This window comes from Larkinella ripae (assembly GCF_054780775.1).
In genome coordinates, this window is record NZ_BAAGVR010000014.1 from 504,265 (window position 1) to 529,106 (window position 24,842).

General features: G+C 48.8%; 26 protein-coding genes and 5 tRNA genes. All 31 read right to left on the bottom strand.

All coding sequences use genetic code 11. From position 1 onward, the window contains the following. Positions 1-33 precede the first annotated feature (33 nt). Complete coding sequence (gene rplJ / locus ACYVHX_RS08940) at positions 34-570, bottom strand: 50S ribosomal protein L10 (protein WP_460671281.1); 537 nt, start codon at positions 568-570, stop codon at positions 34-36. Position 571: 1 nt separating this feature from the next. Continuing rightward, entirely contained in the window at positions 572-1,270 is a 699-nt protein-coding gene (gene rplA, locus ACYVHX_RS08945) for a 50S ribosomal protein L1 (RefSeq protein WP_460671282.1), read from the bottom strand. A 27-nt stretch (positions 1,271-1,297) separates the two neighbouring features. After that, complete coding sequence (gene rplK, locus ACYVHX_RS08950; RefSeq protein WP_460671283.1) at positions 1,298-1,741, bottom strand: 50S ribosomal protein L11; 444 nt, start codon at positions 1,739-1,741, stop codon at positions 1,298-1,300. 86 nt (positions 1,742-1,827) lie between these two features. Beyond that, positions 1,828-2,385 (bottom strand): transcription termination/antitermination protein NusG, encoded by a 558-nt coding sequence (nusG, locus tag ACYVHX_RS08955; protein WP_460671284.1) that lies wholly within the window; start codon positions 2,383-2,385, stop codon positions 1,828-1,830. 72 nt (positions 2,386-2,457) lie between these two features. Continuing rightward, the gene (secE, locus tag ACYVHX_RS08960; protein ID WP_038119864.1) at positions 2,458-2,649 is read right to left on the bottom strand and encodes a preprotein translocase subunit SecE; all 192 of its coding nucleotides are present in this window, start codon (positions 2,647-2,649) and stop codon (positions 2,458-2,460) included. A gap of 12 nt (positions 2,650-2,661) precedes the next feature. Then, positions 2,662-2,735 (bottom strand) — tRNA-Trp (locus ACYVHX_RS08965). Between the two features lie 191 nt (positions 2,736-2,926). After that, on the bottom strand, positions 2,927-4,114 hold the full coding sequence (gene tuf / locus ACYVHX_RS08970; RefSeq protein WP_124909848.1) for an elongation factor Tu: 1,188 nt from the start codon (positions 4,112-4,114) through the stop codon (positions 2,927-2,929). A gap of 59 nt (positions 4,115-4,173) precedes the next feature. Then, a tRNA-Thr gene (locus ACYVHX_RS08975) sits at positions 4,174-4,245 on the bottom strand. Between the two features lie 83 nt (positions 4,246-4,328). Beyond that, a tRNA-Gly gene (locus ACYVHX_RS08980) sits at positions 4,329-4,404 on the bottom strand. A gap of 77 nt (positions 4,405-4,481) precedes the next feature. Beyond that, positions 4,482-4,567: transfer RNA gene (locus ACYVHX_RS08985), tRNA-Tyr, on the bottom strand. Between the two features lie 187 nt (positions 4,568-4,754). Further along, entirely contained in the window at positions 4,755-5,777 is a 1,023-nt protein-coding gene (locus ACYVHX_RS08990; RefSeq protein WP_460671285.1) for an outer membrane beta-barrel protein, read from the bottom strand. Positions 5,778-5,781: 4 nt separating this feature from the next. Next, positions 5,782-6,633, bottom strand: a complete 852-nt coding sequence (locus ACYVHX_RS08995; RefSeq protein ID WP_460671286.1) for a hypothetical protein — start codon at positions 6,631-6,633, stop codon at positions 5,782-5,784. Continuing rightward, entirely contained in the window at positions 6,614-7,201 is a 588-nt protein-coding gene (locus ACYVHX_RS09000) for an RNA polymerase sigma factor (RefSeq protein WP_460671287.1), read from the bottom strand. Before ACYVHX_RS09000 ends, ACYVHX_RS08995 begins: the two co-directional genes overlap by 20 nt. A gap of 115 nt (positions 7,202-7,316) precedes the next feature. Next, on the bottom strand, positions 7,317-7,598 hold the full coding sequence (locus ACYVHX_RS09005; protein ID WP_460671288.1) for a DUF983 domain-containing protein: 282 nt from the start codon (positions 7,596-7,598) through the stop codon (positions 7,317-7,319). 52 nt (positions 7,599-7,650) lie between these two features. Continuing rightward, positions 7,651-7,935 carry a hypothetical protein gene (locus ACYVHX_RS09010; protein WP_460671289.1) on the bottom strand — a complete coding sequence of 95 codons (285 nt, stop codon included), beginning with the start codon at positions 7,933-7,935 and terminating at the stop codon, positions 7,651-7,653. A 12-nt stretch (positions 7,936-7,947) separates the two neighbouring features. Then, a complete protein-coding gene (locus ACYVHX_RS09015; RefSeq protein WP_460671290.1) occupies positions 7,948-8,490 on the bottom strand; it encodes a DUF420 domain-containing protein in 543 nt (180 codons plus the stop codon). A gap of 13 nt (positions 8,491-8,503) precedes the next feature. Continuing rightward, on the bottom strand, positions 8,504-9,190 hold the full coding sequence (locus ACYVHX_RS09020; protein WP_460671291.1) for an SCO family protein: 687 nt from the start codon (positions 9,188-9,190) through the stop codon (positions 8,504-8,506). Between the two features lies 1 nt (position 9,191). Next, positions 9,192-9,521 carry a cytochrome C oxidase subunit IV family protein gene (locus tag ACYVHX_RS09025; RefSeq protein WP_460671292.1) on the bottom strand — a complete coding sequence of 110 codons (330 nt, stop codon included), beginning with the start codon at positions 9,519-9,521 and terminating at the stop codon, positions 9,192-9,194. A gap of 18 nt (positions 9,522-9,539) precedes the next feature. Next, on the bottom strand, positions 9,540-10,316 hold the full coding sequence (locus ACYVHX_RS09030; RefSeq protein WP_460671293.1) for a cytochrome c oxidase subunit 3: 777 nt from the start codon (positions 10,314-10,316) through the stop codon (positions 9,540-9,542). Between the two features lie 17 nt (positions 10,317-10,333). Beyond that, a complete protein-coding gene (locus ACYVHX_RS09035; RefSeq protein ID WP_460671294.1) occupies positions 10,334-10,924 on the bottom strand; it encodes a cytochrome c oxidase subunit 3 in 591 nt (196 codons plus the stop codon). Positions 10,925-10,930: 6 nt separating this feature from the next. Then, the gene (gene cyoE / locus ACYVHX_RS09040; RefSeq protein ID WP_460671295.1) at positions 10,931-11,818 is read right to left on the bottom strand and encodes a heme o synthase; all 888 of its coding nucleotides are present in this window, start codon (positions 11,816-11,818) and stop codon (positions 10,931-10,933) included. A gap of 1 nt (position 11,819) precedes the next feature. Further along, positions 11,820-12,842, bottom strand: coding sequence for a COX15/CtaA family protein (locus ACYVHX_RS09045; protein WP_460671296.1), 1,023 nt, complete (start codon positions 12,840-12,842; stop codon positions 11,820-11,822). After that, positions 12,817-14,697 carry a cytochrome c oxidase subunit I gene (locus ACYVHX_RS09050; protein WP_460671297.1) on the bottom strand — a complete coding sequence of 627 codons (1,881 nt, stop codon included), beginning with the start codon at positions 14,695-14,697 and terminating at the stop codon, positions 12,817-12,819. Before ACYVHX_RS09050 ends, ACYVHX_RS09045 begins: the two co-directional genes overlap by 26 nt. 32 nt (positions 14,698-14,729) lie before the next feature. Continuing rightward, positions 14,730-15,860: a cytochrome c oxidase subunit II gene (locus ACYVHX_RS09055; protein WP_460671298.1), complete on the bottom strand. Its 1,131-nt coding sequence runs from the start codon at positions 15,858-15,860 to the stop codon at positions 14,730-14,732. A gap of 42 nt (positions 15,861-15,902) precedes the next feature. Next, complete coding sequence (locus tag ACYVHX_RS09060; RefSeq protein ID WP_460671299.1) at positions 15,903-17,234, bottom strand: quinol:cytochrome C oxidoreductase; 1,332 nt, start codon at positions 17,232-17,234, stop codon at positions 15,903-15,905. 36 nt (positions 17,235-17,270) lie between these two features. Beyond that, positions 17,271-17,873, bottom strand: a complete 603-nt coding sequence (locus tag ACYVHX_RS09065) for a c-type cytochrome (protein WP_460671300.1) — start codon at positions 17,871-17,873, stop codon at positions 17,271-17,273. A 15-nt stretch (positions 17,874-17,888) separates the two neighbouring features. Beyond that, the gene (locus ACYVHX_RS09070) at positions 17,889-18,422 is read right to left on the bottom strand and encodes a DUF3341 domain-containing protein (RefSeq protein ID WP_460671301.1); all 534 of its coding nucleotides are present in this window, start codon (positions 18,420-18,422) and stop codon (positions 17,889-17,891) included. 48 nt (positions 18,423-18,470) lie between these two features. Next, entirely contained in the window at positions 18,471-19,898 is a 1,428-nt protein-coding gene (gene nrfD / locus ACYVHX_RS09075) for an NrfD/PsrC family molybdoenzyme membrane anchor subunit (protein WP_460671302.1), read from the bottom strand. A gap of 58 nt (positions 19,899-19,956) precedes the next feature. Next, positions 19,957-23,061 (bottom strand): TAT-variant-translocated molybdopterin oxidoreductase, encoded by a 3,105-nt coding sequence (locus ACYVHX_RS09080; RefSeq protein WP_460671303.1) that lies wholly within the window; start codon positions 23,059-23,061, stop codon positions 19,957-19,959. Positions 23,062-23,106: 45 nt separating this feature from the next. Next, positions 23,107-24,342 (bottom strand): cytochrome c3 family protein, encoded by a 1,236-nt coding sequence (locus tag ACYVHX_RS09085; RefSeq protein ID WP_460671347.1) that lies wholly within the window; start codon positions 24,340-24,342, stop codon positions 23,107-23,109. A gap of 284 nt (positions 24,343-24,626) precedes the next feature. Further along, a tRNA-Cys gene (locus tag ACYVHX_RS09090) sits at positions 24,627-24,697 on the bottom strand. Between the last annotated feature and the right edge of the window lie 145 nt (positions 24,698-24,842).

Below are 24,842 nucleotides of genomic sequence, written 5' to 3' on the forward strand. Positions count from 1 at the left end.
TTAAAAATGCTACTGCAAGTCGGGATACGGTTTTTATGCCGCTTCGCGCTCCGACAGTGTCTTGAGGATACCGGCCAACTTGTTTCCGCCACTTTGCAAACCAGAGATAACATTCTTGGCAGGTGATTGCAACAACGCAATGACGTCGCCAATAAGTTCTTGTTTGCTTTTCAGCGTCAACAGGGTTTCCAGTTGATCAGCTCCGATGAACAGGCTGTAGTCAACCGAAGCACCTTTCAGCTTCAGCTTATCATTACCGGCTTCTTTGCGATACTGTTTGATCAGCTTGGCCGGAACTTTGCCCGATTCTGCGTGGAACATCACGCCGGAGAACCCTTTCAATACGGTATCATCGAATGAGGCATAATCCGTGTCCAGCGTTTCGAGTGCTTTCCGGATCAAGGTGTTTTTCACCACTACATATTCGATGCCCTGGTCGAAACACATCCGACGCAGTTTGTTTACTTCGGCAACCGACATACCACTGGCATCGGTGATATAGAAGTAGGGAACTGACTTGAACTTTTCGCTCAATTCCTCAATAATCGCTCCTTTTTCTTCCCGTGTCATCTTACAGTCCGGTTACCGTCGTTTTATCAATTACTACACTCGGACTCATCGTGCTTGACAAATGAATCGTCCTTACATACGTACCTTTTGAAGACGAAGGCTTCAGACGCAGTAGGGTCGCAATGATCTCCTGCGCGTTTTCGGCCAGCTTATCCGGTGCGAACGATACTTTACCAATGCTGGTGTGAATGATACCAAATTTATCAACTTTGAAGTCGATTTTACCGGCTTTCACTTCCCGAACCGCTTTGCCCACTTCCGGCGTTACCGTCCCTGATTTTGGGTTTGGCATCAAACCGCGCGGCCCCAGCACCCGGCCCAGCTTACCAACTTTAGCCATGACGTTCGGCATTGTGATGATCACATCAATATCCGTCCAGCCTTGCTCGATTTTGGTAATGTATTCGTCCAGTCCAACATAATCAGCACCTGCTTCTTTTGCTTCGGCTTCTTTATCCGGCGTGCACAATACCAGCACCCGAACGGTTTTACCCGTACCGTGTGGCAAAGTAGCAACACCCCGTACCATTTGATCAGCTTTCCGCGGATCGACGCCCAAACGAACATCGATATCGACAGACGCATCAAACTTCGTATAAGAGATTGTCTTTAAAATCTCGGCTGCCTGCGCCAATGAGTACTCTTTCGCAACTTCGTATTTGCCCTGAGCCTCTTTTTGTTTTTTAGTCAGTTTTCCCATGCTCTTCTCTGAATTCGATTGCTGAAATTAATTTTCCCAGGGAGCTTTCCCCGATACCGTGATCCCCATACTCCGGGCGGTACCGGCAATCATCTTCATTGCAGACTCGACGGTGAAAGCATTCAGATCCGGCATTTTCGTTTCAGCAATTTGCTTCACTTGATCCCAGGATACTGAGCCAACTTTGTTTCGGTTCGGTTGAGCCGAAGCGGTTTTCACTTTGGCGGCCTCCATCAACAGGATGGGTGCAGGCGGTGTTTTGATGACAAATTCAAACGATTTGTCTTTGTAGTACGTGATCAGTACGGGGAGAACCGTGCCCATTTTATCCTGAGTCCGTCCATTGAACTGCTTGCAGAATTCCATGATATTCAAACCCTTGGAACCCAGCGCCGGTCCAATTGGAGGAGAGGGATTGGCTTGTCCACCCTTCACCTGCAATTTCACGTAGCCAGCTACTTCTTTTGCCATTGCTTCTGGTTTGTTACGCTAAGCCCTGCGAATGACTATCCGTCCAGTGGGAAGCATACGACGGCATTGTCTCGGGCATAGCCAGTTTAATTTTCCTTTTCTACTTGTGCGTAACTCAGCTCTACAGGGGTATTTCTACCGAAAATTTTGACGACAACATTCAGCTTTTTCCGTTCGTCGAACACTTCTTCGACAGTTCCGATAAAACCGCTGAACGGGCCATCAACCACTTTAACTGATTCTCCTTTGATGAATGAAACCGTAGGTGTCACCACTTCCTGAGTCACTTCATCAACTTTACCCAGAATCCGGTTCACTTCGGCCTGACGCAACGGGACCGGTATTTTGGTCGGCCCGCTCGAATTACCCAGAAAGCCCAAAACACCGGGCATACTGGTAATTAAGTGCATCACTTCGCCGTTGGAGAGATCAGCAGAAATTAAAATATAACCCGGAAAGAACGTCTTCTCACGAACCCGCTTCTTTCCGTTCCGCATTTCGTATACTTTTTCAGAAGGAATCAGAATCTGTGGAACAAGGTCACCCAAGTTCTGTCTGGTAATTTCGTTTTCCAGATAAGACTTGACTTTCTTCTCCTGACCAGAAATGGCCCGGACGACATACCATTTAATTCCGCTTTCCATCGTGATTTCGTTACGATTTGTAATTGTTACTGCATGACTTGAATCTCACACAGAGACAATCTTGACCCGGCATCAGAACGACTGATAAAACAAATTCAGCGCGTTCTCAAACAAAAAATCGATGCCACCTACCAGTAGTGCAAAAATTAGCGAAGCTATCAAAACCAGCGTCGAGCTGGCTTGCAAGTCGCTAAACTTCGGCCATGTAACATTATGCTGAACCTCCTCCCAGGAGTCTTTCAGAAATGAGGTAACCTTGTCCATCTGTGATGTGATTGGCACGGGTGGAGAGATTCGAACTCCCATCAACGGTTTTGGAGACCGCTATTCTACCCTTGAACTACACCCGTGTTTAGTTAGAAGAAAGAGAAAATCGGACTAGTGATGCAGACGCAAGTAAAGGATTTGAAACTCAACCTTTTACCTTATCTCCTTTCTCTTCGTTTCCTTTTCCGCCGAAACGGACTGCAAAGTTACTAAATATTCATAAAAAACAAGTGCATTCCCCGAAAGAAATGCACTTGCTAATGGTATTCCCGAATTAGTCGAGGATTTCCGTTACCTGACCAGCACCAACCGTCCGGCCACCTTCGCGGATTGCGAAACGCAGACCTTTTTCCATGGCGATCTTGTTGATCAGTTGTACCTCAATCGTGATGTTATCACCTGGCATAACCATCTCAACGTTGGCCGGTAGGGAGATTTCACCCGTTACGTCCGTGGTCCGGAAGTAGAACTGAGGGCGGTATTTATTAAAGAACGGCGTGTGACGGCCACCTTCTTCTTTCGACAGAACGTAAACTTCCGCTTTGAATTTAGCGTGCGGTTTTACCGAACCGGGCTTACAGATAACCATACCGCGACGGATATCGGTTTTCTCAATACCACGGAGCAACAGACCTACGTTGTCACCGGCTTCGCCACGGTCCAGAATTTTCCGGAACATTTCAACACCCGTTACAACTGATTTCAGGTTTTCAGCACCCATACCCAGGATTTCAACCTGCTCACCTGAGTTGATGATACCCCGCTCAATACGACCCGTAGCAACCGTACCCCGACCCGTGATCGAGAATACGTCTTCCACCGGCATCAGGAACGGCAATTCCGTCTGACGAGGAGGCAGCGGGATGTAGCTATCAACGTTGGCCATCAGGTCTTCGATCGTAGCTACCCATTTAGCGTCGCCATTCAGACCACCCAGAGCAGAACCCTGAATAACCGGGATGTTGTCGCCATCGTATTCGTAGAAGCTCAGCAGTTCGCGGATTTCCATTTCAACGAGTTCCAGAAGTTCCGGATCGTCGACCATATCCACTTTGTTCATGAAAACAACCAGCTGAGGTACACCTACCTGACGAGCCAGCAGGATGTGCTCACGCGTCTGGGGCATTGGGCCGTCAGTAGCAGCCACAACCAGGATTGCACCGTCCATCTGAGCGGCACCCGTAACCATGTTCTTCACATAGTCAGCGTGGCCCGGGCAGTCAACGTGTGCGTAGTGACGGTTTACCGTCTGATATTCTACGTGCGAGGTATTGATCGTAATACCACGCTCTCTTTCTTCCGGTGCGTTGTCAATTGACGAGAAGTCACGTTTTTCAGCCAGACCTTTTTCTGACAAAACTTTCGTGATGGCAGCGGTCAGGGTCGTTTTACCGTGGTCAACGTGACCAATCGTACCAATATTGACGTGCGGCTTGGAACGGTCAAAATTTTCTTTAGCCATTGTTGGAAAAGCTTAAATTGAACTGGTTATTATTATTGATTAAAATTTAGCCGTTTCAGAGCCGTTGAGGGGATTTGAACCCCTGACCTCTTCCTTACCAAGGAAGTGCTCTACCCCTGAGCTACAACGGCTTTTTGTACTGACTACTGCAAAAATGAACAATGTAAAATGAAAATGATTGACTCGTCATATCCATCATACACTATTCATTTTCTGGAGCGGGAGACCGGGCTCGAACCGGCCACCTGAAGCTTGGAAGGCTACCGCTCTACCAAATGAGCTACTCCCGCTTATTCTCGTTTAACGTCTTCGGTTGAGGTTTGAAACTTTTCCTCTGTGCCTTAAACGGTCAACTTCAAACATCTACTGGTGGGGAGTGGAGGATTCGAACCTCCGAAGGCGTACGCCAGCAGATTTACAGTCTGATCCATTTGGCCACTCTGGAAACTCCCCTTTCAGCCTAAAAAAGTACTTTTTACTAATCCGCGATCGGCTTTTCTGCCAACGGAGTTGCAAAATTACATCCTTTTTTCGCTAAGTCAACTATTCATTTAAAATTAATTTGGAACGCTCTGCTCTGCCAAAAATAAAAACCGCCATCTCATGGACTCAGATGGCGGTTTTGAGGAAGAATAATGGCTTATAAACCAATTCCAAAACTTAACGTTCGAACATCGGGGCCCTTTCCTTCCTGAAACATGGAATTCAGATCATATTTCACAAAGAAATTAGTACGGGCAATACCGATGTGGGCAATTAGGCCGTAGCGGAAATCATTCAGGTGAAAATTGGAGTGCTGACGCTCTTTGTTCCCATCCTGCTCTTTTATTTTCGTATAGCTATCAACCCGGTAACCGGCATATCCACCGAAACCAAGGTGCCCCATTTTCCGACCGCTGCTGTTATAAAAACTGAGCCGTGGCACAACCGGTAAATTAACCGAACAAACCGTCAATTTGCTTTTTCTTAAATCCCGTCCGGCATCCGCAAACACAACCCCATTTGGCCCCTTTTGCGCAATGATATCGCTTTCGAACATGTAATTATTCCACGATACTTCCAAACCGTAAAAAAGTTTGAAGGAAACGTGCTGGCTCCGGGCAATGGTGGGTGCCTGACTGATGGCGAGGCTGATATACCGGGAGCCTAAGGGTCGCAGCTGGTACGATTCCGAGGGGTAGTTGGCCGTGGGATTTTTCTCAATCAGCGTATTTAAGCCAATTCCTCCCCCTTCCGCACCAATCTCCCAATTGTCTTTTTTCCGGCGCCGGTTGCGGTTTCGGGAGTTCCAGTCAGAATCGCTATCATTGCCGGAACGATTGTAATCTCTCCCCTCCGACTCTTTGATCGTAACCCGCACTTCGCCGTCCCGTTGCGTTACCACCAAAACCGTATCCTGTAAATACCGCTGAACTTTATTTTCGTCGATGACAATGAAGGTTTCACCCGCCCGGGCCGAATCGAGTTTCAGGCCCATGTCCCGGATTATTTTATTGATATCGTAATTGGACAGTTGCCGAATTCCTGCTTTGTCGTTGGAGTGAATCACCAGGCGGGTTTTGTTTCCGAATAAAATGACTAGCGAATCGGCTTTTGGACGTTCGGGAGCAGCCCAGGCCAGGCTTGCGAACAGCATCAGTACGGTGGTCAGTATGGATTTCATGGTTCTATTTGTTGTTTGAGTTTTTTCGGAATGTGTTGTACCGCAGGTTCTCGTAAGAATCGCTAATTTTTTCTTTGCCTTCCTGCACTTTTTCGGACGCCCGCGCCATCAGTGTGCCCGGCTGAACGCCTATTTCTTCCCATTCGACCCGCTCGCCCGCTTTCAGTTTGTTGATCTGCCGCAGGACGCGCCCGAGTCGAAACCGCTTTTTCCGGGGCTGCTCTTCATCGGCTTCAAACCGTTCGGATGATCCTGATTCAGCCGATGCAACCGCTTCGGAAGACTTAATTTCGGCGGCTGCGATTTGCACGACCAACGTTCTTTCCGATTGTTTCGGAGCAACTTCCTCCATCCGTGCATCCGGTTTTACGGACTTTTCTTTTGGGGATGCTTCGGCCAAAACCGGCGTTTCTGACGGTGTAACCGGTGGGCTTGCCCTATTTTCCGCCGGTTTTGTCGATCCGGATGGACGGTGCTTGACTAACCGGTTTTCCTCCCGACTAACTACGGTTTTCTGGTCGGCTACAAGGGGCTCTGCAAGCGGTTTTGCCTCATCCGTCTCTGGAGGTACGGTTTTGGCAGGAGTTGATGGCACCAGCTTTTTCGGTGTTTGCTGCGCGACCTGATTCGTACCCGAAGCGGTTTCGTGGAGTCCCTCTCCTGACCAGAGCCACCACGACCCCAACAGAACGACTGCAACACTGGCTGCGGCCGAATACCACCGGAGAAACGGTGTTTTACGCGCTTCCTTGGCGTTCATTCGGCGCTGGAGTTCGTCCCACGAAGCCCGTTCCGGTTTTACGCCATGATTGCTTAACTGGCTGGTAAACAGATCATCAATAGGATGCTTGCTCATAACTTACCGATTTTTTTTTTACGTCCAGCTGCGCCAGTAACCGTTGCAACAAAGCGCGGGCGCGGTGCAGTTGAGATTTGGATGTACTTTCCGTTATTCCTAATAAGTCGGCGATTTCGGCGTGATTGTAGCCTTCGATGGCGTACAGGTTAAATACCGTTTTATAACCGGCGGGTAATTGTTCGAGCAGGTTCAGCAGATCTTCGGCGACTAAATCCTGATCGGCAAAAACCGGGTCGGCTTCCGGCAGCGCATCGTCCAGCGCAATCTCGGCCCGCCATTGTTTGTTCCGGCGCAGGTACATCAGCGACTCATTCACCATGATGCGCCGGATCCATCCTTCAAAACTGCCCTCGTTTTTATACTGGTCGATTTTTTCGAAAACCCGCATAAAACCGTCCATCAAAATTTCCTCCGCTTCGTAACGATTCGACACGTACCGAACACAGATGCTCAGCATTTTCGGTGAATACCGCTCAAATAATGCCTTCTGCGCCCGGCCGTCCGCCCGCTGCAGTGCAGTTATCAGTTGCGTTTCCGTTGAATAGCCGAGTAAGCGTCGAATCATGCAGGTTAAGAACCGTTTTCACTATCAAGATGCAAACTGCGTTGATTTAGGTTGCACGTCTCCTCAAAATTTATCAAAAAAGAAGCCCGACCAGTCAGGATCGGGCTAAAATACCTTAAAACTCAGTACGTTTATCGGGTTCGTAATAAATACCGGAAACATAATGCAGCCAGAGAATGCGCGAAATCCGGAAGTTGATCGGGGTAATCAGAACGAGCAGCGGACAAATAATCAGGACGTACGTCCAGCCGTCCGGATCACCCATGCCGTAGAAGATCAGAAAACCGGCCACCAGTGCCACCGCCCCCGACAAGGCATAGCTGACAAACATGGCCCCCCAGAAATAACCGGGTTCGATTTCGTAACGAAGCCCGCAATGCGGACAGTGTTCGTACATTTCATCAAACCGGCGAATAGCATAAACCGGGTATTTAAAAATCTTCCCTTGTCTACATCTGGGACATAGCCCGGCGGACACGGCCTGCGATTTCGAGACGTTTACCATGTTCTTTTCTACTGGTTTGTATCCATAAATATATAACAACCGCCACCAGTAGATAGGGTGTCGCCAGCAGGTAAAGAATTCCGGTATTTAATCCAACGGCCACCTGATTACGGCCGTTACTCATGGTACTTTCGACCGTTCCGCGACACATGGCGCACTGGGCGACGGTATCGGCTATGCTTACTATGAACAGCAATCCGATCAACAGGATACTTTTCCAGCTTTTCATCTCAAACAAAAATTAATGTTGGTAATAGGGCGCAATCAGGAAATAAACGATAACGCCCGTAATGCTAACGTACAACCAGATTGGATACGCCCATCTGACCACCGCCTTGTGCCGGGCAATCTGGCCGCTTAAGGCAAAGTAAACCGCCCGGAGCACAAACCAGACCACCACCAACGACAAACTAATGTGGCTGATCAGCAAGAAATAATAAACCGGCCGGATCGCACCCTGTCCACCGAAAGGCGTCGAGTCATTCGACAGATGATACAGAACGTAGCTCACCAGAAAGAAAAACCCCAGCGTAAAGGCGCTCAGCATCGCTGCGCGGTGGGCATTGATATTTTTCTGTTTGATGAAATAGAAGCCGATCAGTAACAACAAAGCGGTCGCCGAATTGATGATGGCATTAAGGTGCGGCAGGTAGGTCGTCCAGCTTCCTAAATCAATCTTCTGACGAATTCCGAGAAGCAGTGCCACCACCACCGGAATCACAATCGCTAATACATTGATCAGCCGATTGTATTTCTTACTTTGTTCAATCTGCAAGGTTACCATACGCGGGGACCTGTTATTTTGAATTGATGTCTAACAAAACCCGGGTTTCCAAAACCAGACGATCCACGTCGGTTTTATCCGTTCCATTGTAAAACCCCCGGATGTGTCCTTCCTCATCTATCAATACCAACCCTTCGTATAACGTGAAAGTTTCATGCTTTCGTCCTACCAAAGGACGTTGCTTGATCCGGTAATATTGTTCGGCAATAAAGGTCGTTTCCAGCGTATCTGGCTTAGCGATCAACCATTTATCCGGGCGTACTTCGTACGATGCCATGACCTGCCTGGTCACCGAATCCTGGTCAACGTACGATACCAGCATAACGTCCGGTTTTTGAATAAACACATCCTGAATCCGGTTTAGCTGTCCGGCTACTTTGGCACAGGTCGTATCGCAACTGAGCCCAAAAAAGGAAGCGATATACAATTTGCCTTTTAGAGCAGTGGTGGAAAACAGCTTTTGATCCGGTAGTTTTCCCGCAATGTGAGGCAGGGTGTAAAAAACCGTGTCCTGCGTCTCTCCCCCCAACAAATGCTGCTGGGCGGGACGGGTTTCAATTTTCCCGGTTTTGGCATCAATGACCGGAAAAAATGTTTGCAGTGTAAACCGGTTATCACCGAACACTTTGAGGAATAAAAATATAAAAGCCGGAACCACCAATAGGAGCAGGAGGATTCCGGCTTTTAAAAAGCGCGCCATATTACTTCGCTAAAAAGATGAAGCCTCCCTCCATCAGTAAAGCCAGCAACAACCAGACAACGAATATACAGGGCAGAATGATCGCCCAAATCAAGGACTTAACTTCGTGTTTCAAGTGCATGAATTCGCCCACGATGTAGAAGGCTTTCACGATCGTCATCAGTACGAAGATCGACGTTTTCAAAAAACCGGCATGCACCGTGAAAGCAATAAGGAATTCAATAGCCGTCAGAACGGAAAGAATAATGAAGGTTTTCCAGATGGCTTTGGTTTGCGGCTCCGCAATGACGCCGTGTTCCGTATCGTGGTGATGTGAATGATGATCAGCCATAATCGTATCTCAAAAAGTTTATACCAGATAGAAGAACGTAAAGACAAATACCCAGACCAGATCGACAAAGTGCCAGTATAAACCAACTTTCTCCACCATTTCGTAATGACCACGACGATCGTACAAACCAAAAGCAGTTCGGTAGAAAATCAGGATGTTCAAGACCACTCCGCTGAGTACGTGCGTTCCGTGAAAACCGGTAATGAAGAAGAACAGATCCGCAAAAGCCGCCGGGCCGTACTGATTTTCGGTCAGGTTCGCACCAAAAATAGTCCGTTCCACCCATTTGCCGTCTACAATTTCCCGAATGACAGATCCTTCATCCGTTCCGTGGATAAAGTGCGTCCATTCCCAGGCCTGGCTACCCAGGAACGTTAGACCGCCCAGGATTGTCCAAAGCATGTACTTTTCAACCGCAGCCCGGTCCATCCGGTGTCCCGCTTCAACCGCCAATACCATGGTTACTGATGAGAAGATCAGGATAAACGTCATGATACCGACAAATACCAGTGGCAGTTCAACACCGTGCAGAAAGGGAACGGCTTCGTATACTTTTTCCGGAATCGGCCAGTACAGATTGGAGAAGTGATATTCGCCGTGAACAGCCGGATCATACGCCTGGAAACTGAAACGGATCAATCCGTACGTTACCAATAAGGCAGAAAAGGTGAAAGTATCCGAAATAAGGAAGAACCACATCATGAGCTTACCGTAGCTCACTTTCATCGGTTCTACCCCACCCATCCAGGTTTTCTTATCGAATACTGGCGCGTCGGTTGTTGCAGTAGCTGCCATGCTTTACAGAAATTGAATCAATTAAAATACAGTAAAAAGCCAAATAGATAGACCCACAAGATATCTAAAAAATGCCAGTAGGTCGCACAAATTTCAATCTGAGTCAGGTTCTTAGCGTGAATTTTTAACCGGAAAGCCGCTCTCAAGGCAAACAGAATGACAAGGAGACCGCTGACCAGGTGAAAGGCGTGAAGACCGGTGAAAACGTACATAAACGAGCCGGATGGGTTCCCGACAAAGAATACGTTTTGAGCAACCAAGTCTTTCCAGCCCAAAAACTGCATAACCAAAAAGGCCAACCCGAACGCAAAAGTAACAGAAATTGCAGTTCTCAGTACCCCAAAATCATCTTTTTTTGCCGCTCGGTAGGCCCAATGCATCGATGCACTGCTGATGACTAAAACCACGGTGCTGTACCAGAAAATAGGCGGCATATCAAATTCCAGCCAGTTTCCTTCCGCCCGGCGGACCAGGTACGCGCTCGTCATTGCCGCAAACAACATCACTATACTCACCACGAAGAGCCATAGAATGAACTTTTTGGGGTTCATCGACAAGGTTTCTTCCGGCTCCTCCACCATCGGCATCATTTTAACTGTTTCGCTCATAGTTTGTTACAATTTGTCCAATAAGAAAGCGATCTGAACAATAGGCAGGTACAGAAAGGATCCAAACATAATCTGTAAAGCCGCTTTATCCGTCTGCTTTCTCATTAAATAGAACGTCTGAGCGAGAAATAGAATTCCACAAACCGTGGCTACCAGAGCCGAATTGATGCCCGTCATGCCCAGTTCATACGGCAACCAGCCTACCGGCAACAAAAACAACGTATACAGGAAAATCTGCAAAGCCGTTTTTTCATCCTTCCCGCCGGTTGAAGGCAGTAATTTAAAACCGGCTTTCGTGTAATCTTTATCGGCTACCCAGGCAATCGCCCAGAAATGCGGAAATTGCCAGAAGAACTGGATGGCGAATAAAATACCAGGTTCCAGACCGTAGTGGTTAGTTGCCGCAACCCAGCCAATCATCGGCGGGAATGCGCCGGGCAATGCACCAACAAAAACCGCAATCGGGCCAACCCGCTTCAGGGGTGTGTAAACAAATCCGTATAGCAGCAGGGAAAGAACCGACAAGGCGCAGGCCCGCAGGTTGAAAAAAACGATGAACAGATAACAGGCTACGATAAATAAAATAAACGCAAAAATCGCAGCCTCCTGAACATTTAGGCGGCCGGTCGGTAAAGGCCGACCCGCCGTCCGTTTCATCAGTTTATCGTGCTCCTTTTCAATAATCTGGTTTATAATGTTGGCTGAACCAGTCATCGCCAGGGAGGCCACAAATAACAGGCCCAGTTTTAGCCAGTCGATTCGGCTGACGGCCAGACTGAAACCAAACATGCCCGACAGAGCAACAAAAGCCGACAAACGAAATTTTAGTAAATCGAAGTACGCTTTACTTTTTAAGGCAAACGTATTGATTCCAATGGTTTTTGTTTGTTGCATTCTACGTATTTGAATAATGCGGCAGATGAACTGCCTGATGTCTTAATAACCGCTCAGCATTGAGCACCAGCAGCGCGGTGAATTGCAAGCCTAAAATAATAATAGCCAGGGTTAAATGAATCGGTTGGGCTAACGCCGGAAATCCAAAATAGGCCAACACGATACCCGTTATAATTTCAGCGACCACCAGACCCATCAAGGCCTTTGTCAATTGATAAAGCACGCCCCGGTTTTTGGTGTATTTCCGTAGCAGGTAAATAACCGCCAGGTGAGAAGCCAGAATTAGCAGTGAAAACGAGCGATGGAAATAAAACCGGTAGTCCAAACTATCAATCCACCGATGCCTCTCGCCGTACCCAATCCGCTGAATTACCTCATCCACCGCTTCACGAACCTGCGTTCCAACCAACACCTGAATCAGTGAAAATGTGCCGGTCCAGAGTAAAACCTGGTTGATAGTAGACCTGTTTTTCGTCACCATCTCCACCGAAAGATGACCGGTATAGGAAACCATCATGACGTACAACAGAGCAAACACGACCAGAATCGCCAGAAGCATGTGCAAGGTCACCAGATAAGGTGCTAATTCGGTTGCTACAACGCGGGAACCCAGCCAGCCATTCAACCCCAGCAAAATAAAAGATAGCAGGCTTCCGTAGAAAACACGTTTGTCTTTCTGTAAATACGGAATGGCGACGATCAGCAATCCAAAAACCAACAGACCGGAGAAGGCACCCAAAAGCCGGTTGACATACTCGATCCAGGTTTTGACCGCGTTGAACTCAATCTCGCCTTTTAACTTGGCTCCATAAACCTGCTGATAATTAAGAGGAAGTTGGGAAGCTTCTGTAGGAGGCACCCAACGCCCAAAACACCTCGGCCAGTCAGGACAACCCATTCCGGAACCGGTACTTCTGACAATCCCACCCGCTAAAACGACGAGGTAAATTGTGATGACTGTCAGCAGTGCCAGGCGCCGGAACAGGTGTTCACGCTTGTTAGTGAGGCTGTTTGAACTGATCATTGTAGTTCTGTGCCTCAATCTCTTTCTCCAGCGCAATCAGGGCATTCTCATGCGGCAGATTCGACTCCGGAGTTTGAGAATAAGGAACATTCTGCGGGATAAAATCATCGTTTGCTCCCGGTTTGCTGTAATCATAGGCCCAGCGATAAACGGCTGGAATTTCGCCCGGCCAGTTGCCGTGTCCCGGATGCAATGGAGTCGTCCATTCCAAGGTGTTCGAGCGCCAGGGATTCAACGGTGCTTTTTTACCGCGGAAAATGCTGTAGAAGAAATTCCAGATGAAAATAAGCTGCGCCGTAAAGGTGAAGATGGCAGCTATGCTGACGAACATATTCAAATCCCCAAACGTGCGGAACGCTTCGTACGTAGTGAATGAATAATAACGACGCGGAAAACCGGCAATACCAATGTAGTGCATCGGGAAAAATACCAGGTAGATACCGATGAAGGTGAACCAGAAGTGGATGTACCCCAGGTTCTTGTTCATCATCCTGCCGAAAAATTTCGGGAACCAGTGGTATACCCCGGCCAGGAAGCCAAAAGCTGAAGCGGCACCCATCACAAGGTGAAAGTGCGCTACCACAAAATAGGTATCGTGTAACTGAATGTCCAGTGCACTGTTACCGAGGATGATCCCCGTTAAACCGCCGGAAATAAAGAAGGACACCAGACCAATTGAGAACAACATAGCCGGTGTAAATACAATGTTACCGCGCCACAGGGTAGTGATGTAGTTGAACGCTTTCACGGCCGACGGAACAGCAATGATCAGCGTCAGGAACATAAAGATGGAGCCCAGGAATGGGTTCATCCCCGTAACGAACATATGGTGCGCCCACACGATAAAAGCCAGGAAGGCAATCCCGATCATGGAAGCAATCATGGCCCGGTACCCGAAAATCGGTTTGCGGGAGTTTGTAGCGATGATTTCGGACGTAATACCCAAAGCCGGCAAAAGAACGATGTATACCTCGGGGTGACCCAGGAACCAGAATAAGTGCTGGAACAGAATCGGGCTACCGCCTACGTTCGGCAGTGCTTCCCCACCAATGTAGATTTCAGACAGGTAGAAGCTGGTTCCCATGCTCCGGTCGAAAATCAGCAACAACGCAGCTGACAATAAAACCGGGAATGAGATCAAACCCAGAATAGCCGTCAGCAGGAATGCCCAGATCGTCAGCGGCATCTTGCTGAATGACATCCCACGCGTCCGCAGGTTAATAACGGTGGTAATATAGTTGATACCACCCAGTAATTGCGAGACAATGAAGATGGCCATACTCATTAACCAGAGTGTCATCCCTAAACCGGAACCTGACATGGCTTGCGGTAACGCACTCAGGGGCGGATAAATTACCCAGCCACCCGAGGCCGGGCCGGTTTCGATGAAGAGCGATGTGAACATCAACACACTGGACAAAAAGAAGAACCAGTACGAAAGCATGTTCAAAAAACCGGATGCCATATCGCGGGCACCTACCTGCAACGGGATCAGGAAGTTACTAAACGTACCGCTCAACCCGGCCGTCAATACGAAAAACACCATGATGGTTCCGTGCATGGTCACCAGAGCCAGATAGAATTCAGTATCCAGTTTGCCGGACTCGTCAATCCACTCGCCCAGCAAGGGCCGGAGCCACTCCAGTTTCATGTTCGGGAAACCTAACTGCAGACGGAACAGTACGGAAAGCGAGGCTCCGATGATCGCCCAGAAAATACCCGAAAACATGTATTGTTTCGCAATGACCTTATGGTCTTCCGAAAACACATATTTCCTTATAAAACTCAGCTCTTCGTGGTGATCATGCTCTTCAACATGAGCCGCGGATGCTGCGTTTGTTTCAAGGGTTGCCATAGTATGATAATATTTTAATGTCTCTTAATGAATTATCGCAATGATGCGCTGGGGGCTGCGCCAGCACCTTCTTCAGCGGGAGCCGCCGTACTGTCAGCCGGTGTTTCTGCGGAATCCGCCGGAACGTACTTTGCCGCTTTTGCCTTCAGTTTTTCCGGAACCCGCGCCAGATAATCCGGATTATTGGTCAACCACGGTTTCTGCTTGGCGACCCAGGCTTTGTACGAATCTTCGTCGTCAACAACCAGCGTCGTCCGCATCGAAAAATGACCCTGACCACAAACTTCCGTACAGGCAATTTCGTACTTGAAACTCTGATTACCGGTTTCATTCCGCATTTGCTCCGTTGTCTTGTCGGCAATGAACCAAAACCGGGTTGGCATTCCCGGAACCGCATCCATTTTCACCCGCATGTGCGGAATGAAAACGCTGTGCAGGACATCCTTCGCCCGAATTTTCAGTAAAACCGGCCGGTTGACAGGGATGTGCATTTCGGATGAAACCGTAAAATCGTCAAACGAGGCTTCATCTTCCAGATCGATGCCCAAACTGTTGTTTGCGTCAATCAGTTTATAATTGTAATTGCCTAATTTGTTGTTATCAACACCGGCATACCGCATTTCCCAGTTAAACTGCTTTCCTACAATTTCAATCGTTTCGGCATTGGCAGGCGCTTCACCTGTAATGTCACGCCAAGCCCGCCAGCCCGTAAATACCAATACGGCCATCACAACGGCCGGAATCACCGTCCAGATTAATTCCAGCTTGTGGTTTTCCGGGTAATACGTGGCTTTGTGGCCTTTACGATACTGGTATTTAAAAGCAAAATAAAACAGGAGAGCGTTGGTAACGACAAAAGCAATAGTAATTACTGTCATCGTTAACCAGAACAGGCTATCTGTATGCCGTCCATGCGGAGAGGAAGCTTCGGGCAGAAAAAACTGTGAAGCGTGAATAAACGACCAAGCCGCAGCGATTGCACCACCAATAAAGAACACCAGAAATAAAGCCGCATTAACCCGGTTGCCCGTGCCGCCACGTTCAATCTCCAGGGTCGTATCTCCGTCACTATTGACACCTTTTAATACAGAGGTCAATCGCGTCAGTACTAGAATAGCCAGTACCAGAAATACCAACGACAACAGTCCTACAACGTAAACCATAACAATCTCAGAATGAATATGAATACAATAATGTACTGGTTCTTAAATATCGTGATGCAACGATTCTTCCAACATCGGGTGATTTTTCGGAATCAGGTTTGCCTTCGTTAATTGCGTTGAAACAGACCAGATAAAACCGCAGGCAAAAATCAGAATCATTCCAAACTCAATGGGTCCCCATCCCCCGTGTGCGCCTACCGTACCCGGCATAATATTGTTGTAAAAATCAAAATAGTGACCGACAAGAATTCCCCAGCAGGCAATTTTCAAAATAACCGGCGTCCGCTTGGCATCCCGGGTCATCAACACCAGAAACGGGAATACAAAGCACATGAACAGGTTAATCCAGAAAGGTGCCAGATAAATCCCTCCGTGACCACTAAAACGCTCCCGGTAGTAAATGGTTTCTTCCGGTAAGTTTGCGTAGTAGATCAACATGAATTGAGCAAACCATACGTACGCCCAGAAAATACTGAACGCAAACATGAATTTACCTAAATCCTGTAAGTGACTGTTGTTAACAGCTTTCAGCAGTCCTTTTTCCTTTAAGCTAACAACAACCAGTGTGATAATTGCCAGACCGGTTACGTGCCAGCTTGCCAGCGTGTACCAACCAAACATCGTACTGAACCAGTGGGTATCAATTGACATAATCAAATCCCAGGCCGAGGTCGATGAGGTTACCGCAAAGACAACCAGGAAAGCCGTCGAATACTTAATGCTTTTTTCGTAGTATTCCGTTCCACCTTCCAGGTCTTCCTGTAAAGAAAATTTACGCACAATTCGCCATAAACCATACCAGGCCACAAAGTAAATTACTACCCGGATCAGGAAAAACGGCGTGTTCAAAAATCCTTTCTTACCGGCAATAATCGGATCATATTCCGGGCCACCAACCTCATACAGTCCTTCGTGAGTCCAGTGAAACAAGTCGTGTCCGGCCACAAAGAACGTAATGAGCATAATAACGCCCGTGATTGGTAGAAAAGCAGGCAAGGCCTCCGGAATGCGCTTGAATACTGTAGACCAGCCAGCCTGAGCCAGGTAATTATAGGCGATGAAAAACATGCCAATCACCGACGCACCCGTAAAGTAGATACTGTTCAGCCAAACGTTGGCCCACAGACGGGTTGTCCATTTATAATGGTGTCCTCCTTCCGCAGCCGCAGCACCGTGAGCCGCTTCATGCCCGTGGGCAGCCGCGCCATGAGCCGCTTCCGCGTGTTCATGCCCGCCAATGCCTTTCGCGGCCAAAAAAGCACCAATGCCAACCAACACAACGCCGGCAACAATTCCGATCGTCAGGTTTCGTTTGCTTTCGGCTGTAAATTCAAATTGTTCGTCAATCGACGGGATTGAATGTGTATGAGCCATTCTTTTTTGAACTATAATGATTCTTTCAATAGACTATTAACCGCCCGTTTGCAGCTTACGAACATAATGCACGATTTTCCAGCGGTCTTCGGGCGTTATTTGCGAGCCGTGAGGCCACATCCGGTTTCGGCCATGCGTAATGACGTGAAAAATGTGACCTTCCTGCATGCCAGACATGGAGGCATAATTCGGAACCCCCTTGTACTGAGCCGCAACCAGCCCATCACCTTTCCCGGTTTCGCCGTGGCAATGCTGGCAAAAACGAGCGTAATATTCTTTCCCTTCGGCCAGCGTTTTCTCAGTGAGCGGAATCGGGTTTACCAGGGTCCGTTCAGCAATTTCAATGCTATCCGCCGGGATGTTGTAAATCATCAGGTCCCGGCCCGTGCTGTCGCCAAACTTCGTGTTATAATTCCGACGGGATACGGTTCCTGTTACTGGCAACCATAAAGCCGTCCCGAGTTTATTGTAAGGAGTTTTGAATCCTTCCTCTTGCTTGTATGGCTCATAACCAACGGGTTCGTACATATTCGGGGCGTAAGTCGTTCCCGGATTGTCGTGACCCCGCTTGCAGGCGGTTATCGTTAGCATGGCGGCTGCCATCACCAGAAGAGAGCGGTTCAATCGCGTAAACTTCATGTGTCGTCAGTCGGATTAAAATTGTTTTACATTTACTTCGGCAGCACCAGACGCCCGCAAAACCGTTGCGATCTCTGCTTCCGATTGTTTGTTTTTGCTCAGGTCAATGGCCATCACAAATTTGTTGTCCGTACTGCGAAGATCGAACATCAGCGGTTTTACGGTGGGCCCCAGACCATTGGATACCAGAAATGTACCCACCATTCCGAGCGCCGTAAACAGAACCGTCAACTCAAACATAACCGGGACGTAAGCCGGGTAAGCGTAGTTATCTTTACCACCAATAATCATCGGCCAGTCGTAGCCCATGGTGTAATACGTCAGCGCCACCATCGTCAGAAAACCGGTCAGACCGAAAAGAAAAGCAGCGATACCGATCCGGGTCCGTGGGTGACCCAGGGCTACATCGAGTCCGTGAATGGGAAATGGGGTGTATACTTCGTGAATCCGCACACCCGCGCTTTTCACTTCGGTAACCGCTTTTAGGACAACTTCATCGTCGTCGTAAACGCCTACCAGAAATTTTGCGCTATCGTTATGATGAGACATGCTATAATAAAATTTTAAACCGGTTCTGCCGACGAATCAGCGTACTGACTACTCGACGTTTTTGTTGAATGTTGGGCTGGTCACGCTTTCTCCTTTTGCCACTCCGGAAACCGATGCCGGCAATCTTTCCGAAGCCGACCGGATGATGGCTTTCACTTCGAACATGTTGATCACCGGCAGGAATTTGGCAAACAACAGGAACAGGGTGAAAAATAAACCGAAGGAGAAAATATAGTCACCAATGTCAAACATCGTTGGCGAGAACATAGCCCAGCTTGATGGCAGGTAGTCACGGTGCAGGGACGTTACAATAATTACAAACCGCTCAAACCACATTCCGATGTTTACAACTACCGACAGAACAAACGTCCAGGTGACGCTCCGGCGAATTTTCCGCGACCAGAACAGCTGCGGAGAAATAACGTTACAGGTCATCATCGCCCAGTAAGCCCACCAGTACGGACCCAACATCCGGTTCAGGAATGCATACCGCTCGTATTCAACGCCGGAGTACCAGGCAATAAAGAATTCCGTAATGTAGGCAACCCCCACGATCGAACCCGTTAATGTGATGATTTTATTCATCGACTCAATGTGCTCGAACGTAATGTAGTCTTCCAGTTTGAAAACCACCCGGGTAATCAGCATCAGGTTTTGTACCATTGCAAAACCGGAAAAGATGGCACCCGCAACGAAGTAGGGCGGAAAGATGGTCGTGTGCCATCCCGGAATTACCGAAGTAGCAAAGTCCATACTTACAATGGTGTGGACCGAGAGTACGAGCGGGGTGGAAATACCGGCCAGAATCAAGCTGATGTATTCGTAGCGCGCCCAGGTTTTGGCCCCACCGTTCCAGCCCAGTGAAAAAGCGCCGTAAATGTAACGCGACACTTTGCTGGTGGCCCGGTCACGAATGGTTGCCAGATCCGGAACCAGACCCATGTACCAGAAAACGAGTGAAACCGTGAAATACGTACTGATGGCAAATACGTCCCATACCAGGGGTGAGTTGAAGTTTACCCACAATGAACCAAAAGCGTTCGGCAGCGGCAGCGCCCAGTAGGCAAGCCACGGACGACCCATGTGCATCAGGATAAAACTGGCGGCACAAAGAACGGCGAAGATCGTCATGGCTTCTGCGGCCCGGTTGATCGACGTCCGGTATTTCATCCGGAACAGCAACAGAATGGCCGAGATCAGCGTACCGGCGTGACCAATACCGACCCACCATACGAAGTTGGTAATGTCCCAGGCCCAGCCGACGGTTTTATTCAAACCCCAGACGCCCAGACCTTCCCACCAGGTCCAGAAGACGCAGCAGGTTCCGTAAATCAATACGACAAATGAAATGACAAAAGCGATGGTCCACGCGCGGGTCGGTTTCCCTTCTACCTGCTTGCAGATATCTTCCGTCACGTCGGCATATGTCTTACCCCCGGTTACCAGTGGGGTTCTTACGGGTGATGTAACGTGCATGGTTGTTAATTTAAATGCGAATAGTTATTGAACCAGAAATACACAATCGGCGATGAAATTATTCTGCGTGGTGCTCAGCAGCGGCCGCTACCGGCTTGGCAACTTCATCCTTGTTCCGGATTTTGGTCAGGTAGGAAATCTGCGGTCTAACGTTGATTTCTTCCAGTACCTGAAAAGCCCGGCCTTCCGTTTCTTCTTTCAACAGTTTTGAGATCGTGCTTTCCGGGTCGTTCATATCCCCAAAGACGATACCACCGGTGGGGCAGGCTTGCGCACAGGCCACCTGAATTTCATCCGGTTTCGGTCTTCTGCGTTCTTTTTTGGCCGTCAATTTGCCGTCCTGAATCCGTTGTACGCAGAATGAGCATTTTTCAATAACACCCCGTGAACGCACGGTAACATCCGGATTGATAACCATCTTTCCGAGATCGTTGTTGTAGTGATAATCGAAGTTGTCGTTATCGAAGTATTTAAACCAGTTAAACCGGCGAACTTTATACGGACAGTTGTTAGCGCAGTAACGCGTTCCAACGCAGCGATTGTACGTCATCTGGTTCAGACCTTCCGTACTGTGCGTCGTTGCCAAAACCGGGCATACGGTTTCGCAGGGAGCGTTGGAGCAATGCTGGCAGAGCATCGGCTGGAAAACAACTTCCGGATTGGTGGAAGCAATTTCAAGTCCTTTGCGATCTTCCGCTTCTGCATCACTGCTGTAATAACGGTCAATCCGAATCCAGTGCATCTCGCGCCGATTGATTACTTCCTGCCGACCGACAACCGGAATGTTGTTTTCCGCCTGACAGCCGATCACGCAGGCTGCACAACCCGTGCAGGAGTTCAGGTCAATGACCATCCCCCAGGAGTGGTTCGGCTTTTCGTAACCTTTCCAAAGCGAAATATCCGTGGTCGGAACCGCTCCTTCCGACGTGGCAACTTTCGGGAAATAACGCCCCGCTTTTACGTCTTTCTTGTACGCAGATAGAACCGTTTCCTGAATAACCGCCCGGCGACCCATAACGGTGTCGTGCGTCTGCGTCTGCGCAATGGTGCGCGACCCGCTTGCTTTACTGATTTTAACATCCGGCGCCATAAACAGCAGCGCATTGGCGGAAACCGACGCCAGCGGATATGCATTTTTACCAACGCCGTCGGCTGATTTGCCCGCTTTTTCGCGGCCGTATCCAATGGCGATGGAAACCGTTCCGTCGGCCTGACCCGGCTGAACCAGCACGGGCAACTCAATGGCCGGTTTACCGGCAACTTCAATGGTCACCAAATCATGCTGCTCAACGCCTAACTCGCTGGCGGTTTTTTGAGACAGACAAGCGTAATTGTCCCAGCAGGCTTTTGAAACCGGGTCGGGCAATTCCTGTAACCAGGGGTTGTTTGCCATTGCACCCGTACCAATACCCACTTTTTCGTACAGCGACAATTCGAGGGTCGTCGAAGTAGCTTTATACCGCTGGGCAACACCGGCAGCTGCAGTTGCAACGGTTCCGGCATTGAACGTACCCGCAGCGCCGGCAGGTGCATTCTTAAGTTCCAGAACGCCGTCGTGCAACGACTGAACCCAGAATTGGTCGAAAGAAACCCCGCTTCCGGCTTGTGGATAAACCGTCGTCCGCCAGTAGTTTTTGACGAATGTTTCGTAGTTGGAATTTAAGCCCGCCCATTTCAGCAGGGAAACCTGCGGTTGGCGCGTTTTGAAGATTGTATTGATCGTCGGCTGCGTCAGGCTGTAGAAACCAGCTTTGGGCGAAGCATCATCCCAGGACTCCAGGTAGTGCGAAGCCGGACAAACGTATTTGCAAAGAGAAGCCGTTTCGTCGGCGCGGTCGGCAAAAGAGACCGATAAACCAACCCGTGGTAGGGCGTCTTTCAGTTCGGCGCCCCGCGGGTGATCATAAACCGGGTTGGCTGCGTAGAAAATAACACCCTGGACCTGCCCTGCCTTTACTTCATTGATAAAAGCACTCATGGCCGCGTCATTCCCCTGGCGGTAATTGACCGGGCGGCTCAGATCGATCGTCGTGCCGTAGCTTCCCAGCAAATTATTCAGGGCATTGACCAGAACCTGAACGTTCGGATCATTGGAACCCGATACGACCAAGGCCGCGCCCCGGGCCGCAGCCAAGTCAGCAGCCGCTTTGTCGAGGTATTCAACCGTGATGGCAGCCGTGCTTACCGGTGTCCCACCCAATTTGGCAGCAACCTTGTTGTAAAGTGCCGCAACGACCAGGCCTTCCTGCGACGGTTTGATCGGCGTCCGGTAATCGGCATTGGAACCTGTCATCGACAATCCGGTTTCAAACTGGTAATGCCGTGACATTTCCTTTTTGTTACCTGCGTTGGCACCAACTTTGCGGGTCGTAATGTATTGATCAGTGTATTCCAAGGGAGCAATCCAGGTCCCCAGAAAATCAGCACCAATGCTGACAATCGTTTTCGCTTTGCTGAAATCGTAGGAAGGAATAACCGCCTGACCGAACGAAGTCTGATTGGCCTGTACCAAACCGGATGCGGAATTGGCATCGTACTGAACGTGGGTAGCGGTCGGATATTTCGCAATGAAGGCGGCAATAACGGCTTTCGTCGATGGGCTCAAGAGTGTGGACGAAACAATCCGGATGGTTCCACCCCGTTGGAGTTGCGCCTGAATTTCCTGATCAATAGCACCCCATTCACTATCCGCTTCGCCTTTTTTCGGCCCTTTCAGTTTATCATTATCATACAGCGATAAAACCGAAGCCTGAACACGCGCTGACGTTCCGCCTTTGGTAATGCTCGACGACGTATTTCCTTCAATTTTAATGGGACGACCTTCACGGGTTTTTACCAGAACCGGGATGTACTCCCCACCTTCGCTGTACGTTGATGCGTAGAAGTCTGCAATGCCCGGAAAAGTGGTTTCCGGTTTATTAATATAGGGTATTGCCTTATGAACTGGCGTTTCACAGGCGGCCAGTGTTACGGCCGCCATGCCAAAACCTAATACTTTTAAGAAATCCCGACGATCACTACCGATCCCGTCGACAATACTTCCTGATTCAGTAGATTTATTCGTATCGGCGTCTGAGAACTCTTTGTACGCATTTTTTACAAATGATTCGTCGTTCCGTAGTTCTTCCAGTCCCCTCCAATACCGTTTATTTGTACTTTCCATACAGTCCTTATGATTCGTTCAACTGTTAAATGGGATTCAATGTGATTAATAATGGCATTTTGAACACTCGAGGCCACCAATATTAGCCACACGCAACGGTTCTTTGCTTCCCTTTTTATGGAGGGCAACTAATTTATCGTAGTAGGCATTATCTTTTGTAGCAACTTCCGTCTTCCGGTGACAGTCAATACACCAACCCATCGTCAGTGAAGACCGTTGTTCCATTATTTCCATTTTTTCAACTTGTCCGTGGCAGGTCTGGCACTGAACCTGACCGACGTTCGTGTGTTGAGCATGGTTGAAATACGCCAGATCCGGTAAGTTATGGACCCGTACCCATTCAATTGGCGTGTCGGATTCAATCGCTTTGTAAATCTTCTGAATTTCCGGTGATTCCCGCTTGATCTCACCGTGGCAGTTCATACAAATGTTGGCCGACGGAATGGTCGCGAGCTTTCCTTTGTAAACGCTGGTGTGGCAGTAGTTGCAATTGATCTGATACTGACCTGCGTGTAATTTGTGTGAAAAAGCGATGGGTTGCTTCGGGGCATATCCCTGGGAAATCCCAACGCTATACATGCCGTCGAACGTCTGTTTAACAACGACGAAAACAAACAACCAGAGAATGATTGAACGGAGTGCGCTATTACCGGCTGCGGCCGCAAGTCCTGTTTTCAGGCGCTCAGAGAAGGATTTTGTCTGACCGGTTTCGTCTGCCGTCGTTGGACCAACTGCTTTTGACAGAACGGTCACCAGCACCAGCAACACAACCAAGACCAGCACCATCACAACCAGCAAGGCAACCAAAACCGCCGTGAACAAACCGGATGGGCTTTCGCTGGCTTGTGCTGCGGCCGGAGCAGCGGCACCGGCCGGGCCTGCTGCGGCAGCGGGTGCTGGGGCATTGGCCGCTTCAACGTGCGCCAGAATGTTTTTGATGTCTTCGTCCGACAAATCCGGGAAGCTCTGCATCACCAGCGGCTGGAACTTCGCGTACAGCGCAGTCGCGTACGCATCACCGCTGGAAATAACCGCCTGTGGGTTTTTGATCCACTTGATCAGCCAGGCTTCGTCGCGACGGCTTTTAATTCCCTTTAATCCGGGACCGATCACTTTTTCATCCGTTACCGCGTGACATTGCTGGCATAAAGTGGAGAAAAGTTCTTTTCCTTTTGCCGCGTCACCGCTGGCTGCCGCGGCTTCCTGAGCCATCGACTGATAGCTTCCGAACAGCAATGTCAGTACAATTACGAAAGTACTTATTACACGTCGAGAGCACATTTTGAGCAATGAGAAACCGATAAAATCAGTATGCATACCTACTAATTATTTTCCATTAACGCACAAAAGTAGTACAGGAACGGTTTTAATCAAACACTTGTGGTTTGATATTTCAACCCACAATTTTATTTATACTTTGTCTAAGTAACCGATTTTTAGGTAACCATTTCGGGGTTTATATGGCCTCGGAAGGCCATAAATAAATCTAAAAAAAATACCATCCGGTCCGCTGGTGGGCTTGTTCCGGATGGTATTTTATGAGTACTGAATCTTATTATAAAGAGAGGTCCCGAGCGGGTTCGAACCGCTGTAAAAGGTTTTGCAGACCTCTGCCTAGCCACTCGGCCACAGGACCCTTTTTGTTTCGGAGTTGAGAAATCTAACCATGGGGAATTTTACCTAAAACGCTCCCACCCGTTAAATTCCTCAACTCCTCTACGTCTTATTTGATGCCGCAAACATACTACAAAATTTCCTTCAGACGCTGCGACACCCTAAAA

What these genes read in the sequence shown, in the direction of transcription:
- cyoE (WP_460671295.1), bottom strand. Translation starts at nt 11,818, where the DNA reads ATGCAACAAACAAAAACCATTGGAATCAATACGTTTGCCTTAAAAAGT.
- rplJ (WP_460671281.1), bottom strand. Translation starts at nt 570, where the DNA reads ATGACACGGGAAGAAAAAGGAGCGATTATTGAGGAATTGAGCGAAAAG.
- ACYVHX_RS09045 (WP_460671296.1), bottom strand. Translation starts at nt 12,842, where the DNA reads ATGATCAGTTCAAACAGCCTCACTAACAAGCGTGAACACCTGTTCCGG.
- ACYVHX_RS09085 (WP_460671347.1), bottom strand. Translation starts at nt 24,342, where the DNA reads ATGTGCTCTCGACGTGTAATAAGTACTTTCGTAATTGTACTGACATTG.
- ACYVHX_RS09065 (WP_460671300.1), bottom strand. Translation starts at nt 17,873, where the DNA reads ATGAAGTTTACGCGATTGAACCGCTCTCTTCTGGTGATGGCAGCCGCC.
- ACYVHX_RS09055 (WP_460671298.1), bottom strand. Translation starts at nt 15,860, where the DNA reads ATGGTTTACGTTGTAGGACTGTTGTCGTTGGTATTTCTGGTACTGGCT.
- ACYVHX_RS09005 (WP_460671288.1), bottom strand. Translation starts at nt 7,598, where the DNA reads ATGTACGAACACTGTCCGCATTGCGGGCTTCGTTACGAAATCGAACCC.
- ACYVHX_RS09060 (WP_460671299.1), bottom strand. Translation starts at nt 17,234, where the DNA reads ATGGCTCATACACATTCAATCCCGTCGATTGACGAACAATTTGAATTT.
- ACYVHX_RS09000 (WP_460671287.1), bottom strand. Translation starts at nt 7,201, where the DNA reads ATGATTCGACGCTTACTCGGCTATTCAACGGAAACGCAACTGATAACT.
- ACYVHX_RS09010 (WP_460671289.1), bottom strand. Translation starts at nt 7,935, where the DNA reads ATGAAAAGCTGGAAAAGTATCCTGTTGATCGGATTGCTGTTCATAGTA.
- ACYVHX_RS09070 (WP_460671301.1), bottom strand. Translation starts at nt 18,422, where the DNA reads ATGTCTCATCATAACGATAGCGCAAAATTTCTGGTAGGCGTTTACGAC.
- rplA (WP_460671282.1), bottom strand. Translation starts at nt 1,270, where the DNA reads ATGGGAAAACTGACTAAAAAACAAAAAGAGGCTCAGGGCAAATACGAA.
- ACYVHX_RS09020 (WP_460671291.1), bottom strand. Translation starts at nt 9,190, where the DNA reads ATGGCGCGCTTTTTAAAAGCCGGAATCCTCCTGCTCCTATTGGTGGTT.
- rplK (WP_460671283.1), bottom strand. Translation starts at nt 1,741, where the DNA reads ATGGCAAAAGAAGTAGCTGGCTACGTGAAATTGCAGGTGAAGGGTGGA.
- ACYVHX_RS09050 (WP_460671297.1), bottom strand. Translation starts at nt 14,697, where the DNA reads ATGGCAACCCTTGAAACAAACGCAGCATCCGCGGCTCATGTTGAAGAG.
- nrfD (WP_460671302.1), bottom strand. Translation starts at nt 19,898, where the DNA reads ATGCACGTTACATCACCCGTAAGAACCCCACTGGTAACCGGGGGTAAG.
- nusG (WP_460671284.1), bottom strand. Translation starts at nt 2,385, where the DNA reads ATGGAAAGCGGAATTAAATGGTATGTCGTCCGGGCCATTTCTGGTCAG.
- ACYVHX_RS09015 (WP_460671290.1), bottom strand. Translation starts at nt 8,490, where the DNA reads ATGGTAACCTTGCAGATTGAACAAAGTAAGAAATACAATCGGCTGATC.
- ACYVHX_RS08990 (WP_460671285.1), bottom strand. Translation starts at nt 5,777, where the DNA reads ATGAAATCCATACTGACCACCGTACTGATGCTGTTCGCAAGCCTGGCC.
- ACYVHX_RS09030 (WP_460671293.1), bottom strand. Translation starts at nt 10,316, where the DNA reads ATGGCAGCTACTGCAACAACCGACGCGCCAGTATTCGATAAGAAAACC.
- ACYVHX_RS08995 (WP_460671286.1), bottom strand. Translation starts at nt 6,633, where the DNA reads ATGAGCAAGCATCCTATTGATGATCTGTTTACCAGCCAGTTAAGCAAT.
- tuf (WP_124909848.1), bottom strand. Translation starts at nt 4,114, where the DNA reads ATGGCTAAAGAAAATTTTGACCGTTCCAAGCCGCACGTCAATATTGGT.
- ACYVHX_RS09080 (WP_460671303.1), bottom strand. Translation starts at nt 23,061, where the DNA reads ATGGAAAGTACAAATAAACGGTATTGGAGGGGACTGGAAGAACTACGG.
- secE (WP_038119864.1), bottom strand. Translation starts at nt 2,649, where the DNA reads ATGGACAAGGTTACCTCATTTCTGAAAGACTCCTGGGAGGAGGTTCAG.
- ACYVHX_RS09025 (WP_460671292.1), bottom strand. Translation starts at nt 9,521, where the DNA reads ATGGCTGATCATCATTCACATCACCACGATACGGAACACGGCGTCATT.
- ACYVHX_RS09035 (WP_460671294.1), bottom strand. Translation starts at nt 10,924, where the DNA reads ATGAGCGAAACAGTTAAAATGATGCCGATGGTGGAGGAGCCGGAAGAA.